This is a genomic window from Nocardia anaemiae NBRC 100462 (assembly GCF_001612725.1).
Lineage (GTDB): Bacteria > Actinomycetota > Actinomycetes > Mycobacteriales > Mycobacteriaceae > Nocardia > Nocardia anaemiae.
This window is the reverse complement of sequence record NZ_BDAZ01000053.1, coordinates 1-19955: the sequence shown is the minus strand read 5'-3', so window position 1 is coordinate 19955 and position 19955 is coordinate 1. Positions and strand designations below refer to the sequence as shown.

Genomic DNA, 19955 nt, shown 5'->3' with positions numbered 1-19955 from the left:
CGTATGTCCGCCGAAGCCCAGTCCCGTCCCGCGACCGCCTCGGGTACCTTCGCCCTGGGGGGTGACCTACCGGTCACGCGCCTGGGCTACGGCGCAATGCAGCTGACCGGTGACGGTGTATGGGGCGACCCGAAGGACCCGGACGAGGCCGTGCGGGTGCTGCGTCGTGCCGTCGAGCTCGGTATCACCCTCATCGATACCGCGGATTCCTACGGGCCCTTCGTCAGCGAGACGCTCATCCGCCGGGCACTGCACCCGTATCCGGACGACCTGGTCATCGCGACCAAAGCCGGGCTGGCCCGGCCCCGTCCCGGTGAGTGGGTGCCGATCGGGCGCCCCGAATATCTGCGTCAACAGCTGGAATTGAGCCTGCGCCACTTGGGCGTCGAGCGCATCGATCTGTTTCAGCTGCACCGGATCGACCCGCAGGTGCCGCTCGCCGACCAGCTCGGTGAGCTGGTGTCGCTGCAGCAAGAGGGCAAGATCCGGCATATCGGCCTGTCCGAGGTGAGTGTCGCTCAGCTCGACAAGGCCCGCAAGATCGCCGATATCGTCTCGGTGCAGAACCAGTACAACCTCGCCAACCGCAGCGCGGAGGACGTGCTCGACTACGCCGAGGCGAACAACATCGCCTTCATCCCGTGGTTCCCCATGGCCACCGGCGATCTCGCGCGTCCGGGCGGTCCACTGGATTCCCTCACGCGCGACGATGCCAGTCCGTCCCAGCTCGCGCTCGCCTGGCTACTGCGCCGCTCGCCGGTCATCCTGCCCATTCCCGGGACCTCCAGCGTGGCGCATCTCGAGGAGAACACCGCCGCCGCCACCATCACACTCACCGACGACGAATTCGCCGCACTGTCCGCCGTGAGCACCCCCGCATCGGGTGGTGCCCGTGGTTGGCGGTCACTCCTGCCGAAAGTGTCGCGCGGTTAGTGCCGCCTCCGGCAGCTCGCCGAGCGTAGTGATAGGGCGGTCGAATTCTATGTGGGCGACCATTCGACTACTTTCGACGGAACTTCGCGGCCGGGCAGCGATACGGCAGAAGCTATCTGGACACGGCACCAGAGGAAGCGGTGGGTGCCCGGGGATAAAGCCGGGACCCGGAAGATCGGTCGCCCGAACCTGATGCGGTTCCGGCAGACGTGCTGGCCCGGGACGGATGGCATAGTGCAGCAATCGGATCGACGAGAGCAGCATGATGTACGAAGCACAGATGGTGGCCAATGACGCCGCCTACTACTACTTGGCCCGCTCGGGTCGGGTTACCGACTGGCCGATGTGGTGGGTATTCGACAACGGCGATGCGCCGCTGACCGCTGCCGATATCGCCGACCACTTCGGTGCGCGGGCCGAACTGCTCGAACCGCTGCGCCGTCGGGTCCGGGAGGTGCCCGGCGGGCTCGGGCATCCGTTCTGGGTGGCCGACGAGAGTCCGATCGACGCCCACATTCTCACTCATGCTGCGGCGCAATTGGATTGGGCGCAGTGCCAGGACGAGATGGGGCGCATTCTCGAGCAACCGCTGGACGCTCGGGTCAGTGCCTGGCAGCTCCACGTATTTCCGAACGTCACCGGTATCGCGACGCTCAGCGGTGTGGGCACCGTCGTGCTGATCCACGTCAGTCATGCGCTGATCGCGGGTCCGGCGATGACCTCGCTATCGGAGGCGCTGTTCGCCTCGGCGCCGTTGCGGATCGACGGACAGGGTCCGGCCACGCGCCGTCCGCGCCCGGCGCTCGGCGCCGTGGTCGGTGCGCTGCGCTGGCCGTTGCAGGCCTTGCGTTTCAATGTGCGCGTCCGGCGTGAGATGCGCCGGATCGCCCGGGAAAACGACGAGGGCGGGCCGAACACGCCACCGGTCACCGCGACCGTGCTGAACCGCCGGATCGGGCCGGGGCGCGCCATGCGGACGATTCCATTGGAACTGAGCGTCGTCCGTGCGCCGGGGATCACGGTGACGGCCGTCGGGTTGACGGCGATATCTCGCGCCATGCAGCGCTATCTCGAAAAGCGGGACGGGTCGTGTCCCGACGATCTCGCGGTACTGGTGACCGTCGCGGTGCCCGACGCACCGGTCATGGGGGTCAATCATGTCGGCGCCGATGCGGTCGCGCTGGCCGCGGCGGAACCCGATCTCGTCGCTCGGGCGCGGGCGGTCGACGCCACACTCCGGGTGCGCCGCCATTCGCCGTCGGCGCGCCGGGAACTCAATCGGCTCGCACTTATCGACCTGTTGCCCAGCCGCACCTATCGAACGCGATTCGGTACGCTCGCGCCCGCTGACCCGGACGCCCCTGCGTACGCACACACCATCCTGACCAGCATCCGATGCGAGCCGACCACCGAATGGTCACTGTCGGGCAAGCCGTTTCGCTTCGCGGGCATGCTGCCGCCGGTGTATCCGGAAATCGGATTGGCGCATTCGTTCGTCGGCGCGGGCGACACCTTCACCGTATCCGTGGCATGCGATCCCGAGATAGTCCCCGACTTGGACGACTACTGCGAGATCCTGCGCGAATCGTGCCGAGAACTCGCTGCCGCCCTCACAGACTGACAACCAGCAGCCGCGCGGCCTGAGGCTGTCCCGCGCACCGATTCGCCCGCCGCGCGTGTTTGCGCCCCCGCGATTGGTGCGCGCCTCGACAGCAGATGCGCGGGGCTGCGACGTTATATCGCGGCGGTCTGTCGCATCGGGAGAGATGCTTACCAGGCCACCGGGAGTGCCTTCGGTCCGCGCACGAGCAGGCCCGTTTTCCACGGCACCTCGTCGACCGGCACGGCCAGGCGCAGGGTCGGGAACCGTCGCAGCAGCGATCCGAGCGCCACTTGCAGCTCCACCCTGGCCAGTTGCGCGCCGAGGCAGTGGTGTGCGCCGTGCCCGAAGGCCATGTGCGGGTTGCGTTCTCGGGTCAGGTCCAAGTCTTCGGGATCGTCGAAGACGGTGTCGTCCCGGTTGGCGGCCTGGGTATTGACGAATACCGACTCACCGGACCGGATCTCGACACCACCGAGTTCGAGGTCTTCGGTGGCGATCCTGGCAAAGGAACCGCCCGTGCCCAATTGGACGTAGCGCAGCAGTTCCTCTACCGCCCTCGGGACGAGTTCCGTTCTGCCGCAAAGCAATTCCCAGCGGTCCGGCTCGGTGAGCAGCACATAGGTGAAGTTGGCGATCTGGTTGGCGGTGGTCTCGTGCCCCGCGATGAGCAAGCCGATGCCAAGGTTGACCAACTCCCTCTCGCTGAGCCGGTCCTCGTCATCGCGTGCGGCGACCAATGTGCCGAGCAGATCGTCGGTCGGTTCTTCGCGGCGCTGCGCCACCAGTTCGGCGAGGTATGCCTCGAGGCCCGCGCGCGCGGCGCCGATCTGTTCGCGGGTGTGCGCGGTAGTGGACAGCACGGTATCGGAGAACTCTCGGAATCGGTGCTGGTCCTGCGGTGGGACGCCGAGCATTTCGCAGATCACGGTGACCGGCAGCGGCAAGGCGAGCAGTCGCACCAGATCCGCGGGCGGGCCGCAGCGCTCGATTTCATCGAGCCGCTCGTCCACGATCTGCTGGGCGCGCGGGCGCAATGCCTGCACCCGGCGGCCGGTGAACGCCTTGACCACCAGTTTGCGCAGCTGGGTGTGTTCCGGCGGATCCATACTCAGCAGCGAATCGCGGCGCGCGGGTTCCGGTGTGGTGCGCGGAATATCCTCCCGCTCGACCGCCGCGGCGCGGCTGAATCTGGGATCGGCGAGTACCTGTTTGACGTCCTCGTAGCGGGTGACCAGCCAACCCTCACCGCCATATGGGAGTCGTACGCGGCTGATCGGCTCTTCGCGGCGCAGCCTGGCGTAGAGGGGATCGATATCCAAACGGACCGGGGTGCTGAAGGGGAAGCTGCGTACCTCGTGGTCGACAGGCCCACCGGTCGTCCGACCGCCGCCACCTATCGAATCGCTGCGCGACGCTGCCCTCATCAGATCTCCCTTCCGCGACGCGGACGGTAGGTGTCCAAGCGATGTAAGCGAGTGCTTACAACTGATGGTAGGGAGCGTGCGTCGCCGCGTCAACGGATGAATCCCGTTATGACGGTGGAAAATTCACATCCACTCGTTCCAGCAGCACCCGCGCGGCGTGCAGCACATGTTCGGCAATCGCCGCCGGATCGGCGCTGGCCAATGGGTCTCGGCGATGGACCGAGCGGACCAAACCGATACCGAGCAACCAGGCCAGCAGCAGATCGGCGCGCAATTCGGCGTCCGGACCGTCGGTGAGCGCGCAGAGCGCGCGCACGTATTCGTCACCCAGTTCCCGCCGCACCGCGGCCGCGCCCTCGTCATGTCCGCTCGAACGCAGCGCGGCCTGGAGCCAATGTCCTTGTGCCGCAGAGTCGGTCGGCTCGAGCGCGCGTGCCAACAGGCGGCCGAGCAGCGCCTCGGCGGGTCCCTCCTCGAGCACGCGCCGCCCCCGATCCGCTATCGATGCACGAAACAGCTCGTCCTTATTGCCGAAGTACCGGAACAACAGCGCCTGATTCACCCCGGCGCGTGCCGCGATCTCGCGCACGGTGGCGCGCTCGTAGCCGCGTTCGGCGAACAGCTGTTGTGCCGCCGCCAATATGGCGAGTCGCGTCGCGGCCGCATCCCTTTTGCGGCCGACCGGCTCGTTCTGATCAGACATGCGTCCTCCGGTTGATCCAGACAGTGCAGCGTAAGTCGCGTTCCCAAAAATGGGAACGAGGATTGTGCAAGCGACCGCTTTGTGGCGGTACTGTTGCGCACCTGGCACCGCTAAGAATTGGACCTCGATGTGGTGCTGGAGACGTCACGATGCGGAAAGGCGTTGGTCGCGCAGCCCTTCGGGTTCCATTGCTCACCTCTTGTTCCCCCTTGCCGGGAGGTGCCGGGGACAACTGCCGCGACCTGCGATGGGTGCCGTTCGTGACCCCACTCCCGATTGCGGAATCTCGAATTCCGCAACGGGAGTGGGATACCATCCTGCGCCATCGGAAAGACAATTGATGGATGCCTGCGATCGGCCGTTTCTAGTTTCCGCCGATGCGGATCCGGTCTTGTCATTCGGTCAGCTGGAAGAATGGCGTCGGCGCGGGTGACGTGGTGTCACCCAACTACCGAATTCGCCTGCCTTCGTGGCGATAATGTCGGCCGTGTGAAATATCGGTGCGGTATTCGCTCCGGTGGATCCTCGGCGGAGCGCGCGGGAGAAGCAGCGCAGATTCTTACACTGGCTCGGTCCTGAGTGGTGATCGCGCCGACGGACGCTTTGACCGACTCACCGAAGCTGTTGTGGCGTAACCATTTCGAGGCCTAGACGCAACTCGAATGGATCCCGACCCCGCCCGCTCGCCGCGGCGGGCTGGGTGCCGACGTGGCTCACCGTCATGCCGATGCGGCTGTTCGAAGCCGTGCTCGATAGGAATCCTCCTGTCGAGCACGGCTTTTCCGCTGTGTACTCCTAGAACGTCGGTATCGCCTTCGACGGCGTCAAAGTGCTGCTGCCGGTCCAGTACTCCGGTAGTGCCATCTTCTGCAGGATTCCGGACGCCGCCGCGAAGTCTTCGGCTTCGGCGGCCGCCAGGTACTCCCGACTCAGGTGCACATTGATGAACCTGTTCATGAGCGCGGCCCGCTCCCGGGTCACGGTGCCGGGCAGGTTGGGCAACGAATTCCCGGTACCCGACACGACATCCCGAATCGCATGGATGACCGGTTCGGTCGGGTTGTTGAAGTAGTCGCGTAGGAACTGCTGCTCCGGCGCGGTGAAACTGCTGAACTGAAGATCGGGATCGGCGAAGCGGCGTTGCGCGAGCCGGTGCGCGGTCCGCTTGAACAGCGCGACATTGGCCGGTGTTTCGCCCAACTTGAGCACACCGAGCGAGGCGATCGCCTGCCCGACATGCTTGTCCCCGTCCCACATATTCGGTCCCCAACTCGTGCGGTAGTTGTAGGCCTTGATCGCGTTGGTCCGCATTTCCTTGTCGGTGAATCCTGCACTGAACAAAGCCGCTTCGGCATCACCGAGGCCGCCGCCGCGGTCGATCACCCGGTCCACCGCGACGGCGGCGCCCATCGGGGTGTGGCCATACGCCGCCGCGGCCGATCGCGCGGAGTCGATGATCTGCTCGCGCGTCCGGTAGTAATTGCGGATCCAGCCGAAGCGCCCCGCCTCCGCTGCCTGCACCATATTGGCGAGTTCCGCTTCCTGGCGCAGCCGCGAGCGGGAACTCAACGGCGCGCGCCTGCGGCCCATCAAATATTCGGTCACCGGCGAGGCGTTCACAGTGTTGAGCGCCGCGAGTCCGGTTATGAGGCGCTGGGTTCCGGACATACTGCCGCCCGGTCCCATCATGGCGCTACCTCCGCCACCACTGGCTTGGGCCGCGTGTCCGGTCGCGAGCACACCACTGATCCGACCAGCTATCCGGGCGGGCGCGGCGGCAAGGCCGCGGCTCATCCGACGTAGCAAGACGATTCCGATGATCATGAACGATCCACCGATGAAGATCACCGCGATGCCGTGGCCCTGCGCCTGTTTGAACACATCGCCGAGGACCAGGGCGTAGATGCCGAGATACACGGTGAACGCGATCATCTTCCCCGCCGATACGAAGGCATCAACCAGATTGCGTAGCAGGAAGGTCTGGCTCGGTCCATAGACGTATCCGCCTGCGGCGAAGCCGAAGATGGCCATGAACGCGTGATAGATCGCCTCCGCCGCGGCCACCACGATCTTTCCGGACAGATACACGCCGAACATCAGCAGCACAGCGGCGAAAACCAGCAATAGCAGCCCGGTGCAGATCTGACCCGCATTGGGATTCTGACTCTTGGCGTATGCCGCGACGTCGCCGCAACGTTTCAGACCGCTGGTGACCTTGTCATCGCTACCGGCCAATACCCCTTCCGACCACGCGGCTCGGCACGCCGGTGAGTCGTCCACGACATGGCCGAAGTTCCACACCTGCAACGGATAACGCACGAAGTTGTCGGCGAGCGTGCCCTCTATCGAATCGACGACCACAGTCGGGGTCGGGTTCGATTGGCCGTTGAGGCCCGCGGCTACCGCCACCCCGACGTCACGTCCCTGTGCCAGCAATCCGTCCGAAGAAAGCACATCGGCCATCGGATGTGCCAGGTAGGGCACGCTGAACAAGGCGACACCGATCATCGTTACGACCTGAAGCGTGGCCTTGGAAAAGTATCCGCGGACGATGAACCAGCCCACGGGTACTGCGCCGATGGTCACCGCGAGTACAAGGATGAGGGGCGTGCCGACCTGCCCGGCGAGTGTGTCGGCGACCCGGGTCAACGGCTGCGCGATCAGGTCGAGCCAGCGAAAGCTCACCACGTAGTCGATCACCCAGATGCCGGTGACCTCGGTGGCCATGAACCCCGCGAATTCCAGATCGAGCGCGGAGGACAACGCGGCATTTCCGGGATGGAGAATGCTGCCGTGATTCGTGGCGAAGACATAATTGGCCAGCGGAACTCCGTGTGAATCCCGGACATTCATCCAGCCGACGCCATCGATCGTCGATGATCCCGTGGTCGCGGTTCCCGTCTGCGCCGTCGCCGCCGCGCCGATCGTCATGGGAACAACGAATAGCGCGAATACGACGAGTAGCAACCGGGCCGTTATTCGGCGCAGCCGAGTCGCGCCGATCCAATAACCGCATCGCCGGATCACGGCACGCGGCCGCCACCGCGCTGTATCCCAGAATTCCCAGTCCGACAGCGCATTTGGGCGATCTGACCTGCCCGATACGAGTCGCGTACCAACGAGATTATCCGATCGCCCCAACACGCATACAAACGTAATCGTTGGTCGAACACCGAAAACCCATTGGGCTCAGGATGATTCGTAATCGAATTCGGATGGTATCCCAGCGACTGTTACCGACAGCACATCGAATTTTGTGAGTAATTCGATATCAGGCGGGCGGCAGTTCGGAATGTCTGGCGAAGGCCTGATCGATCAGCTCCGATGTGGCGCGCGTGGCGATCAGCCGGGCGATGGCCAACTCCGATTCGAGTTTTGCGCGGTCCTTCGGTGTGCGCCCGGACTGTTCATAGGCCTGGCCCGCCAGGAAGTAGAACAGTTGGGTCGCATACTGATCGGCGATCTGATTGCAATCGGCTCTGAGCCGCTCGACCAACTGGAAGGCGTCGCGCGCGGGGATGCCCGCGTCGACGAGTCGGGTGGTGAGGTCGGCGCAGCGCGGATTTGTCACCCGGTAGGCGTCGTGCGGATCGTCGCTGGCGGCGAGTGCCTGCTGCACATACTCCGGAAGTTCCGGGGGCGCCTGCTTGCGCTGCGCCCGGGGAGATCCCGGCGCGGCGACCGTCGTCGGCTCGGAGACGGGCTGGTCGTTGACACCGAGCACCTCCGCCAATCCGTCACCACGATCCCAGGCCTCGAGCAGTTCCCGAATCCCGTTCAACTTCATGCCCCGACTGAGCAGACGACTGATCGTCTGCAGTCTGTTGAGGTGATCCGACCCGTAATAGCCGATGCGCCCCCGAACATCGGGGGAGGGAAGGAGTCCTCGTTCGTGGTACACGCGGACGCTGCGCACGGTGGTATCGGCCGCCCGCGCCAGTTCGTCGATCGTGTACTCGGACTCAACAGCCATATCCATAGGAAACCACAATTCGCCCCAAGCGGATGGCCCGCGAACAAATGTACCGTTAACTAACGATACGCCAGGATCACATGTTGGTCAACGTGCCGTTAAGTAGCGGCAGAAACGATTGCCGAGTTGGGCAATCGTGGGTTAACGTGCGTAGACCAGTACATGCTGGCCCTTCCGGGGACTGTTGAGCAGCCCTGATGACCGCCCGACCAATGGGCCCGCACAACGGAGTTGGCGCGCCCTCGGCATCCCCGGAGACGGCTATGAGCATCACGCAATCTTCCCTCGTCGTGGAAACCATCGCGACAGTAAAGGTTTCGACACTTCCCAATGGGTCGGCCCATCGGCCACCCTGCGCGGACGGGCCCGACGACTGGGACCTGGACGTCGGCACTCCGGACTCTTGGCGCGCGGCGATGCGAATCTGCGAGAGCTGCCCGGTCTTCGCGAAATGTGAACAACTGGCGCAGACGCTCATCGAGCGCGGTACCGGCCCCCGCGCGATGATCTGGGCCGGAGTGCCCTATGACAGCGCGGGAAAGGTCGTTTCGGACCTGGATCGTCATCGCATAACTCCCATCGACCACAAGCGCCCGCTGCGGATCATTCGAACCGGCTCGCGCCCGGCCCCAGCCGAACCCGCTCCTGCGGCCCCGCGCCGTCACATTGTGCTCGGTCGGAGGCTGGAACCGACCGGAACCGGCGCACACTGACCTATGCTTCGTGCACTGTTCACGACGGACTTCATTCTGGCGGTGTGTAACTCATGACGATGTTGGCTCTGGAGATCGGTCCGGACGGTTTCGCGGCGAGTCGGGTAGCCGACAATGTCGGCGAGGATGAGATCCGACGAGTCCCGATCCCGGCCCGCGCGGCCTGGGATACCTGCCGTGACCTGCTGCTCGAGGCGGCTGGCGGGAACGATGTGACCCGGGTGGGAATCGGTTCGATCGGGCCGCTCGATATGGCCGCCGGTGTCGTGGCGCCGCCCGGAATCGCCGAGTGGGCGACTGGTTTCGCGATCGTATCCGCGGTGGAGAAGCTGTTTCCGGGTGCCCTCGTCCTGTTGGCGCTCGACGGCGTGTGCCTCGGCTTGGCCGAGCGTAACTTCGGTGCGACGAACGACGTACTCGACGCGCTTGCGGTTATGGTCTCGGACCGGATCAGTGCCGCCGTCATGGTCGGTGGATTCACCGTGGTCGGTCGGACCGGAAACGCGGGAAACCTCGGCCATGTGCTGGTGCCAGGCTTCGATGAGCGCTGCGAATGCGGGGGCCGTGGCTGTCTGGAGGCAGTGGCAGGCGGAATCTCGGCAGTGAAATGGGCACGCGCACAAGGCTGGCAGGGCACGTCGGTCGACGACCTGGTCGGTCAAGCGCGTGCGGGCGACGAACTCGCCGATGCCGCGCTGACCCGGGCCGGAACGGCGCTCGGCCGCGCGGTCGCTTCGGTGGCCGCGCTGCTCGACCTGGACTTGGTCGTCCTCGGTGGCAGTTTGGCGGTGCCGGGCACGTCGCTATGGAAGGCCCTCGGTGCTGCCGTAGCGACGCATGCACGGCTCGGCAATCTGACCGGATTGCGCGTGGTGCCATCGGAACTCGGCGCGGTGGGGGTGCTGGCCGGTGCCGGTGTGCTGGCCCTGACGGCGGCGGAAGGCTAGCCCGTCGCGATTGCGGCTTGCGATCACGGCCTGAGACCAGTGCATTCGTCGCTGGTCTCAGGCCGTGCGCTGCGCTGTGTCCGCATCGGCGCGAACTGTGCTGAGCTGTGGGAATTCTGACGCGTATCGATGCGTTCTTAAGCGGACGTTAAGAAACGTCCGCTCGCTCAACGTCAGTTGGTCCCGTCATGCAGACTGCAAGTGATGTCGACATCCGCAAACCTGTTGAACGAGCCGTTATATAGCGGTACATTATCCGTGTCACACACAGGTGGCGGCTTCCGACGAACGGTTGGTACGGGCAGTGCGATGACAAGTGGCGCAGTAAATCCATGGATAACGATCGAGACTTTGACGCCCGAGGCGATGTCGGTGGCATCTGTCGGAGACGCACCGCGTGGATTCGCCGACTGGCAGCGAGTGCTGCAACGGTTGATGGCGCGGACTCCGGCGCTCTACGACAGCCTCAAGACCCGGAGCCTGATCGATGCGATCCGGGCGGCGCGCGACGAAGCCGAGGACGTGGATCTGACGCTCCCAACCGGTGCGGGACCGCACGCGCTGCGGATCCGACCGGTGTTCGGGCCGGGTGGCGATGTGCACGCGGTCCGTTTGTGGATGGGCTCCACGGCGACGACCTGTCCGGAACTACCGCCCGCGGTAGGTGCGATCTGGGACCTCGAGACCCAGACCATTCAGCAGCCGATCGGTGCGACCCGGCTGACGGGGAATTCGGCCGAACAGCATGTGCCGGTGATGTCGATCGCGGAATTGTTCCACCGGATCTCGGCCTTCAATCGACATGCCGAGGTCCTGGATCTGCTCTACAGTCCGAAGGCCGGTGACAAGCTTCAGTTCGAGGTCACGGTGACCGATGGTCCCGAGCGACCCGGGCGGTGGCGGATCAGTATCCGGGCGCGTGACGATGCTCGCACGCATGGCGCGTGGTTGTTGATCGAGGACGTCACCTCCGACAATGAGCTGTCCGAGTGGCCGACGCTGGAACGGGTCGGATTGCGAGAAGCCCACCGTCGGGCCGGAACTCATCTTGCGATCATCCAGACCGAGCGCGCCAGCATCTCGCATTGGCTCACCGATCCCGCGCCCTGGATTCGATGGGACTATCTGTTCCGGCCGGTGGATGTCTTCCATCCGGATGACCGCGTTCGTTTGATGGCGCTGAGTGATCGGCTGCAATCCGGCGATACGGCGGGAGTCACGGTGCGGGCCCTCAACTACGGTGGTGGTTACACCCCGACGTCGCTGCTGTTGTACCCGTACCCGGGTTATCCGAGTCGGCAACTCGCGATCGCCCAGCTGGTGCGCGTCGCCGACGACATGCCGATGCTGGAATCCGGGCGCCCCGCGCTGGAAACCCCGCAGGGGCACGCGCCGATCGGGTACGACGATCAGCTGCAGTATCGACTCGAACATCGCTTGAAACGTAGCCCTGTGTACTGATCCGCTGTCCCCAACATTGGGAACGATGGCGGGGGCTGGAAATGATGGTGCCTCTCTACCATTTCGGGAGTGCGGACAATGGTTGGCAGATCGACGGATTCGGGCGATGAATTACTTCGCCGAATGGTCGCACGCCGCCGTCGTGACAATGTGATCGTCGCGGTGTTCGCGGTGCTGGCCGTACTCGGCGGCGGGCACGCGATCCTCGATTTCTTCGCCTCCGATCCGCCGCCGCCGTCCGACAGTGCGACACCAGGGACGATCGGGCGTGCGCAATTGGCTGGCTCGTTCGCCCAGCAGTTCATTATGACTTACTTGAGTTCCGTTGCCGGACAACAGGATCGGCTCGGCGAATATGTCGGAGCCAGTGCGCAGCAGATCACGCTGCCCGCGACGGCCCGGCCGGTATCCGATCCTGCCGTTGTGTTTGTATCGCGCGTCGGCAGTTTCGACACGCTCGAGATCTGGTCGGTGACCGTATCGGTCAAGGTGGGTAAGTCCGCCCCGACTGCCAGCAGCAGCACTACCGGCACCTCGGTCAACAACAGCAGCAGCAACAGCACCGGTGCGGACGTCCGCCAGTTCTATCGGGTCGGCGTGTCGGTGCTCAACGGTCGACTGCGGGCGCTCGCGCTGCCCGCCCTGGTCGAACCGCCCAGCCGGGGCGCCGATCTGGCGCAGGCGTACTCCTCGCCGTGTACCGCGGATACGCCGCTCGCGCAAGTGGCTTCGGGCTTTCTGACCACCTATCTGACGGGTAATGGCGATGTAGGCCGCTACATCACCCTGGATGCCGGTATCGCCGCGCTGAAACCGGCCCCGTTCAGCGCCGTGGAGACCGTAGCGGTCACCTCGGACGACAACAGTTGTGGCACAGCGCGTTCCAGCGCGCAGGTGCTCGTCACCGTCAATCCCAAGGCCGACGGCGGGGCGGTCGCGACGCTCGCCTATCCGCTGACCATGGTCCGCGATGGTGGCCAATGGCAGGTGCAGTCGGTCGATTCCGTACCCGCGATGACCAACCCGCCTGCCGTTATCGCCGACCAGCAGAACCCGCGGGCAGGTGCGCCGAGCTCGACGACGTCGGTGCCGTCGACCACGGTGCAGATTCCGCGGGCCACCCAGAACTGATACGAAAGAGGCACGGCCATGGGTAATTTGAGCGCGATCCTGTACAACATCCTGATCTTCGTCCGGTGGGCGGGCCTGATCCTGATCACCATCCTGAGCATGGGTGTGCTGATATCCGAGGCGGCCAAATCCAAGCTGTCGCCCGCGAAAATCCTCGCCGTCGCCGGATCGGCGCTGCTGGCCGCTGTCCTGTTCTGGATACTCCCGACACTGGTCAACTACGCGCGCACCGATTCCAACATCGTTGTTCCCGATCACCCCATCGGTGGCTATCGATGAGTCAACAGGTGATCAAGGTCTTCACGCCGATCAAACGGGTTCCCACCATGATCGGCAAGGCCCAGAACGGGCAGAAACTGCCGTTCGGACCGTACACCCTGCCGCAGGTCGCGGGAGCGGTGGTGTTGATGGTGATCACCTCGGTATGCGCGATGACATTTCCGGTCAACCCGGCGGTGACCTTCCTGGTTGGGTTGGTCGTGACGATCGCGGTCGTCTTCGCGCTGGGGCTGGTGCCGTATACGGGCGTGCGCATGACCTCCCGAGCACTGTGGGTCGGTCGGCTCATCGTGTACCGCAAGCCGGTGTCCGCCTCCGGTATGCCGGTCACCGCGGAGTCGGCGCGTCAGACCATGTTCATCGAAGAGTCCGTCGTCCTGCTTCTGCCGGATCGGCCGACCGAGGCGGCGACGACTTCGAAATCGGAGATTCGGCTGCTCGAGGTCATCGGCGCGGGCGGTAGTGGCGCCGACTTGCGCGATCGAATGAACGGCAACGGCGGCTCGACATCGGAAGGGAGCCGCTGATGGCGTTCGGACGAGATCTGCAGCCCACCGCCGCGATTCGCGGGAATCTGCAATTCACCCATTCGGGTCTGGTCACCGCGACCTACTTCATCAATCCGCTCGGCTACGGATTGCGTAAAGCGGGCGACAAGCACGACGTAAAGATGGCGCACCACGCCCTGATCAACAGCCTGCCGAGCGGTTCGCTCCTACTCGGTATCCAGGCGCGGCTGAACACGATCGATGTATTGACCAAGATGGTGGAGGGCGTCGATCTCGACGAATGCGAAGACTACGCGGACGAGGTGGTCGCATCGTTCGAGCGGGTCCGCGCGATCGCACCGCAGACCCGGATTTTTTTGCTGACAATTCCAGTCGGTGCCGCGAACTCCGGTATGTCGGCGATATCGCGGATGTGGCGGGGCAGTACCACGACGATCGATGCGACGGCAATCTCGCGGGCCGAATTGGATGCCTACGACGAAAAAGCCAACGAAATCCTTTCCCGGATCGGCGGCGATTTCGATCCGATTCCGGTACCGGCCGCCTTATTCCAATGGCTCTGGGAACATTATCTGTCGCGTGGCGCCGCGGGCGACCCGGTGGCCCCGACGCGCGCTGGTGTGCTGGACGATGCGACGGCGGCGGTGTTCAGTTCGGCGGCGTTGGATGAAGGCGCTCAAGGCGACAGCAAACGGCGGATACGACCGTCGTTCGTTCCGGTGATCAAGGTGGTACAGCCGGATTACGAATATCGCCCGTCCTATCAGGCGATGCTGACTCCACATTCTTTTCCGTACGCCGGTATGCGTTTTCCCGGTGGCAGCGAATTTCTGAATGTTCTGGAGGGCCTGGGCGATGTCACGGTCGACTGGGGCATGCGGGTTTCCACCAAACCGGCCGACCAGGTACTCAAGAATAATGAACTGAGCCTGCGTCGACTGGGCGAACAGATGGATCAGCGCGACCAGGAGGTTTCGTTTGCGCAGAATACGCTGACCTCGAAGGCGCAAATGCTGGGTGAATACAACCAGCATTTCGAGGTGAACGGTGGTGAGTCGGAGGTGTCCTTCACTACCGTCATCGCCATCGGCGGACCTTCGCGCGAAGTGACGATGGACGCGGTGAATATGCTCAAGCGTCGCTATAAGCGGTTCCAGGTGGAGATGACCGCACCGCTGGGTACGCAGGTCGATCTGTGGTCGATGCTGGTCCCCGGGAGCCCGCCACGCCGGGCGTTCGACGACTTCGCCCATATTGTGCCATCGGATATGTGGGCCGGATTCGTGCCGTTCATCACCAGCCAGATCGGCGACGACAGCGGCCCGGTGATCGGGATCAACCTGCTGTCCGGCCAATACGAGCCGATACATTTCGGCATCATGGAGGCCGCGCTGCACGACTTGTCCGCATCGTTCGCGGTGACCGGCGAACTCGGGTCGGGCAAATCGTATTTCCTGAAGCTGATGGCGGTGCTCGTGCACGATATGGGCGGGCAGTTCCTGGCCATCGACCGAAGCCAGGTCGGTGAATGGGAGCATTTCGCCACCGCCATTGATAACGCGGTCGTCATCGATCTGGCGAATCCGACGGTGTCGCTGGACCCACTGCGCATGTTCGAGCCGAGGATCGCGGGCGAGCGCGCGCTCGACTCGATTCTGCCGCTGCTGGATCTCTCGCCGACCTCCGGCGCGGGCGCGGCCGCCAGCAATCTATTGACCATCCGGGGGATGGCCGAACACGGTATTCGGAGTCTGCTCGATCTGTTCCATGTCGTGCGGCGGCTGCGTGATCAGCCCGGAAATTCGGAGGAATACGCCGATCTCGCGGCGCGCCTCGGCACCGTTGTCGAGCGGGTGCCGGTGCTGTTCGACCCGAAACTGAAACCATTGCGGCTCAACGCCGCTGCGACGGTCGTGCGCAGTCACCAACTGGCGCTGCCGACCGCGGAGGAGCTCACCACCCCACACCTTTACAACCGATTGCCGCTGACCAAACGGCTCGGGACCGCGCTGTACGAACTCGTCGGTGTCGCGGCCCGCGAGGCATTCCTCACCGATAACGGCAGGTTCGGACTGCTGGTCGGGGACGAGGCGCACCACTTCACCCAGACACAGGTCGGCTCGGCGGTCACCTCGGACTTCAGCCGCGACGGCCGTAAGCATTTGGCGGCGATCGGGTTGGCCTCGCATGATCCAGCGACCGACTTCCAGGGAGCCGCGCACAATCTCATCCCGAACCGGTTCGTCTTCCGGCAGCGCGATGAGACCCTGGCCCGCAACAGTCTGGAATGGCTCGGCGTGGATCTGGAGGAAGCGCCGTTTCTGCTGCAGATCCTGCGCGAAGAAACCTCCCCGCCGGTCGGCGCCGGTCGTCAGGTGCCGGAGGAACGCCGCGGCGAGATGTTCATGCGCGACGCGCTGAACCGGATCGGCCGTGGCAAGGTGCTCGGTCCGGCCCGGATCGATCGCGCCGCCGCGATCAACAGTACGCCGAGCGCTCCCGCGGGCAGCCGCACGGCAATTTCGGAAAGACAGGCAGTGCGTTGAGATTCGCTACTGGTCGCGGCATTCGATCGGGGGAGACCGACTTCGGGTTGGGCCAGGACGCGGAGCTGTTCGATCCAGTCCAGTGGCGGCCGTCCGCGGTCTTCCGGCGATGTCGCAAATGGATCGGTGCGACTCGCCGTCGACGCTGGATCACCGTGGCGACCATTGTTCTGCTCGTGCTGTTCATCTGTCCGGGCATCATGGCGGTGCTGGCCAGCGCGCAAACCAGCACGAGCACCGTGTCCGCACCCAACAGTGCGCTCAGCTGGATGCGAATCAAGGACTCATCGGGGGTCGAGCTCTCGAGCTACCTGTTCGCCACTAATCGCGGCGGTGTCCTCAGCCCTGGCAACATTGTGATGTCGTTCGTCATCATCTTGCTGTTCGCGATCTGGCTGGTTTTGACGACAACCGGGATCTGGCTGCCCACCGATACCCTGGATTTCGGCTGGCTGACGGTTGTCAGCAAGCCGCTGGAGGGCGTGGCCCATGCTCTGTCGGGGCAGATCGCGACGCCGATCATGCTGATGACCGCGGTGGCGATCGGCGCGGTCCCCGTTGGTGTGTTCTACGTGCGCGGCTATTTCGCCAAGGGCTCGATGCAGGTCGTGACGATGGTGGCGGTGGCGATACTCGGGCCGCTGTTCCTGGCCGAGCCGCTGGCGGAAGTCCTGGCGCCGGACGGATTGCTGGCGCAGGGGCGGAATGTGGGCATTTCGGTGGCGGCCGGGTTGAACGGCAATAGCAATCCGAATCCGAACCAGTTGATCCGGACGATGCAAGCCGATATGGCGGACAATTTCGCGCGACGTCCGTTGCAGGTGTGGAACTTCGGGCATGTGGTGGATGACCGGGCAACCTGTAAGGCGGCGTGGTCGGCCGGGGTCATGGCCGGTGATGAAGACCGGGTCAAGAATGGGATGAAGTCGTGTGGGGACAGCGCCGCCTATGCGTCGGCCGATAACCCGAGCGTCGGTCAAATCGGCGCCGGGATCCTGCTGCTGTTGTCTGGTTTGGTGTTGTTGCTTTTCGGCGCATATTTGGCCATCAAGGTCATTTGGGCCGCGCTGGATTCGATCTACTACGGATTCATGACGATATTCGGATTCGCCGCGGGTGGATTCATATACGGACCGACCCAGACGTTCACGATTCGCTGTGTGGTCCACGGATTCGTCTCGGCCGGACGCATGGCCGCGTTCGTCATATTCCTCGGCGTCTACGAGCTGTTTATCGGCAATCTGTTCCGGCAGGCGGGCGGACAGGTCATGTCGGTGTTCGTCATCGGAGCGATCGTGGAAATCGTCGCCATCTTTCAGTTGAAGCGCCTCAACGCGAGTCTGGAGCGGGGCAACGACTGGATTGCGAACCGATTCGCGCTGGCTATTCAGAATGGCGGCGCCAGAGCCGGAGCAGGCGGTGGCAGTGGCGGTGGGACCGCTCTCGGCATGGGGCAATTCGGCGCGAGCCACAAGATGGGGGGCATGGGGATGATGGCCCTGATGGGTGGCGCCAGCACGATTGCCAACTCACCATTGACCGAGTGGATGATGATGGGGCTTCCCGGATCGTTCCACCCGCAATCCAGGCTGAAAAGGGCAATGACGGAGGCGCAGGGAGGTGTGTGGGTCGGGGACGATCGGTTCGGTGGGCGCTACGGCTGGTATGCGCAGTCGTATATGAACCGGGAACTCTTTGCGACTAACGCCGGACTGGAAGCTGCCGAATATGGTGGTCTGGACTCATTCTTGGGCAATGCCGCAGCCGTGCAAGGCGTTCTCGATGTCGGCGGCACTGCGGCCGATTCATTCGGGGCCATGATTGGCGCCGGTGCGAGAAACGAGCAAAGGGCGCGGCTCGCGGCACGCTCGCGGGCAACTATCGCCCAGTCTGCGGCCAACGAACCGCTGCAGGATCGCGACCTGGCGTTCTTGGCTGCCGCATTGCGGCACACCCAGAATTCAGCACGCTTGCTGATCCGTGGTACTGGCAGTGCCGAAGAGGTCGCGTCCAATGTAGGAACCCTGCAGCAAGCGGCCCGTGAATTCCGCAGAGTTAGGGCGGGCGGCGTCGATCTGGCTGCCCCGCATTTGAGTTATGTCCAGGAATATGTGGATAATGACATCGTCTCCCCAAATGCTGGTGTGGCGCGAGCGAAGATGGACGCGCTCAACCATGTGATAAACGGCACCACGTCCACCAGTGCCGAATTTCTCAGGTTGCAGGCTGCTGGTGTTAACGAGACGACGGCGGATCGCATGAAGCAGTGGATTATGAACGAGCATGCCAGGAGGTCGCAGATTGCCACTGAAAGGCTGGTTCATAATGTGGCCGATCCGGAGCATATCCGTCAGCTACGTGACCAGGTCTACCAGGCTGTCCGGTCAGAACATTTCGGCTCGGGTCGTACCGGAGATTTGTCGAATACGGTGACACCACGCGGATCCGGTGGTCACATTCCAGAATGGACACCGACATTGAGTGAGGTGGACCGACTGATTGGGAATTAGGTCCATATCCATAGGAAGGTAAACGTACTCGTCCTGGGCGGAGAGGTATTCGATGATCGGTCGGCTTATGTTCCTCGCCATGATCCCCGCTTGGGCGTGGATATTGCTGGCGGCGGTGTCGGGACTCGGCTCGCTTCTCGTGATCATGGTGCTCGTCGTCGGCGGCACGACCTCGGCCATCTCGGCCGACTTGCACTATCAGTGCGACAGTGCGGTAGGTCCTGACCCATCGCTGACCGAGACCGCCGCACCGCGCACGACCAGCGCCACCGCCTCCGGCTCGGGAGCCGCGCCCTCCACCGCGCCTACTGCCAACCCGTACGCGGAATTGACTGTGGCGCCGGATGATACAACGGCGTCGGACTGGCAGCGCGCCTGCGCCAGCGCGATCCACACCGCGCCTTACCAACTGCCGCCGCTGCAGACGACCATGAGTGGATTGCTCGGTGACTGTGCTCGCGAATTGGCCGTCAACCACGCGCTGACAGCATCGACCGGGAGCGCGGACGGTGCACCGAATGGACCCTCGAGTGCGGCGGGACTCACGCGCGACGTTATCTATCAGGCCTCGGCCGCCGCGGTGACCGGACGCTGTGACCCGACGGCTGTACCACCGGAGGGCACCTCGGTCGCGCCGCCAGCCGTTAGCACGACCCGGCAGCCGGGTTCGGCCGGTACCGCCTGCGGACAATCGTCGAGTGTCGGGAAGGCGGCGATCGTGCTTCCGAAAACTATTGCGGCGCAAGCGGCATGCGGACAGCGAGTGGACCCGGCCGCGGTTTCGGCGGGTGATCTGGTCTTCTGGGAATATAAGAACAATGCGCCGACGAAAACCGGAATCGCCCTCGGCGCAATGCAAGTCATGACTTATGATCCCAATTCCGGACGGTTCGTCGAGCAGTCGATGCCGACCGGCCGTGATGTCCGAATCAAGCGAGTGCTCGGGGGTGATTCGTGACGAGCGCGGAGGTCTGGCCTGCCGATTACCAGGCCGAGGTGGTCGATGAGCCGACCGAAGACACTGGGGGAGAGGGTGATTCGCAGTCCGGCCCGGTGACGCCGTGGTCGGGTAAGCAGGGGCACAAGGCCGCACCGCGCACGGGCACCGGCCCGGTGAATCCGGGATCCGCTACGTCACCGGGGCAGAACGGCGCATCACCAGCGCCGGGTCAGAATGGGGTGTCGGCGGCGCCGCAGGGGCCACCGGCGCCGGGTGGTTCTGC

15 protein-coding genes and 1 pseudogene are annotated in these 19955 nt (G+C 64.2%); 12 read left to right on the top strand and 4 right to left on the bottom strand.

Features of this window, described 5'->3' with window-relative positions; all coding sequences use genetic code 11:
- Positions 1-3 precede the first annotated feature (3 nt).
- A complete protein-coding gene (locus tag NA5_RS27245; protein WP_062991029.1) occupies positions 4-933 on the top strand; it encodes an aldo/keto reductase in 930 nt (309 codons plus the stop codon).
- Between the two features lie 262 nt (positions 934-1195).
- Positions 1196-2554 carry a wax ester/triacylglycerol synthase domain-containing protein gene (locus NA5_RS27240; protein WP_084484448.1) on the top strand — a complete coding sequence of 453 codons (1359 nt, stop codon included), beginning with the start codon at positions 1196-1198 and terminating at the stop codon, positions 2552-2554.
- A gap of 149 nt (positions 2555-2703) precedes the next feature.
- On the opposite strand, the gene NA5_RS27235 is transcribed toward NA5_RS27240, so the two are convergent.
- The 4 genes from NA5_RS27235 to NA5_RS27220 all read right to left on the bottom strand — a co-directional run bounded on the left by NA5_RS27235 (position 2704) and on the right by NA5_RS27220 (position 8636).
- A complete protein-coding gene (locus NA5_RS27235) occupies positions 2704-3960 on the bottom strand; it encodes a cytochrome P450 (protein WP_084484447.1) in 1257 nt (418 codons plus the stop codon).
- A 106-nt stretch (positions 3961-4066) separates the two neighbouring features.
- Positions 4067-4663, bottom strand: a complete 597-nt coding sequence (locus NA5_RS27230) for a TetR/AcrR family transcriptional regulator (protein WP_062991025.1) — start codon at positions 4661-4663, stop codon at positions 4067-4069.
- A 795-nt stretch (positions 4664-5458) separates the two neighbouring features.
- A complete protein-coding gene (locus NA5_RS27225) occupies positions 5459-7594 on the bottom strand; it encodes a hypothetical protein (protein ID WP_157110665.1) in 2136 nt (711 codons plus the stop codon).
- A 340-nt stretch (positions 7595-7934) separates the two neighbouring features.
- The gene (locus NA5_RS27220) at positions 7935-8636 is read right to left on the bottom strand and encodes a MerR family transcriptional regulator (protein WP_062991146.1); all 702 of its coding nucleotides are present in this window, start codon (positions 8634-8636) and stop codon (positions 7935-7937) included.
- Positions 8637-8899: 263 nt separating this feature from the next.
- On the opposite strand from NA5_RS27220, the gene NA5_RS27215 reads away from it, so the two are divergent.
- The 10 genes and pseudogenes from NA5_RS27215 to NA5_RS40685 all read left to right on the top strand — a co-directional run.
- On the top strand, positions 8900-9349 hold the full coding sequence (locus NA5_RS27215) for a hypothetical protein (RefSeq protein WP_062991021.1): 450 nt from the start codon (positions 8900-8902) through the stop codon (positions 9347-9349).
- A gap of 53 nt (positions 9350-9402) precedes the next feature.
- Complete coding sequence (locus NA5_RS27210; protein ID WP_062991019.1) at positions 9403-10296, top strand: ROK family protein; 894 nt, start codon at positions 9403-9405, stop codon at positions 10294-10296.
- Positions 10297-10605: 309 nt separating this feature from the next.
- Complete coding sequence (locus NA5_RS27205) at positions 10606-11757, top strand: GAF domain-containing protein (protein ID WP_281201761.1); 1152 nt, start codon at positions 10606-10608, stop codon at positions 11755-11757.
- Positions 11758-11835: 78 nt separating this feature from the next.
- Complete coding sequence (locus NA5_RS27200; RefSeq protein WP_245672424.1) at positions 11836-12888, top strand: conjugal transfer protein; 1053 nt, start codon at positions 11836-11838, stop codon at positions 12886-12888.
- Positions 12889-12906: 18 nt separating this feature from the next.
- Positions 12907-13167, top strand: a complete 261-nt coding sequence (locus tag NA5_RS27195; RefSeq protein ID WP_062991015.1) for a hypothetical protein — start codon at positions 12907-12909, stop codon at positions 13165-13167.
- Positions 13164-13694 carry a hypothetical protein gene (locus NA5_RS27190; protein WP_174555277.1) on the top strand — a complete coding sequence of 177 codons (531 nt, stop codon included), beginning with the start codon at positions 13164-13166 and terminating at the stop codon, positions 13692-13694. Before NA5_RS27195 ends, NA5_RS27190 begins: the two co-directional genes overlap by 4 nt.
- Entirely contained in the window at positions 13694-16222 is a 2529-nt protein-coding gene (locus NA5_RS27185; protein ID WP_062991013.1) for an ATP-binding protein, read from the top strand. Before NA5_RS27190 ends, NA5_RS27185 begins: the two co-directional genes overlap by 1 nt.
- A 155-nt stretch (positions 16223-16377) precedes the next feature.
- Positions 16378-18732 (top strand): hypothetical protein, encoded by a 2355-nt coding sequence (locus NA5_RS27180; protein ID WP_157110664.1) that lies wholly within the window; start codon positions 16378-16380, stop codon positions 18730-18732.
- 52 nt (positions 18733-18784) lie between these two features.
- On the top strand, positions 18785-19690 hold the full coding sequence (locus tag NA5_RS27175) for a hypothetical protein (RefSeq protein WP_157110663.1): 906 nt from the start codon (positions 18785-18787) through the stop codon (positions 19688-19690).
- Positions 19687-19955, top strand: a pseudogene (locus tag NA5_RS40685) (hypothetical protein); the annotation flags it as partial. The gene NA5_RS27175 and the pseudogene NA5_RS40685, both read left to right, overlap by 4 nt.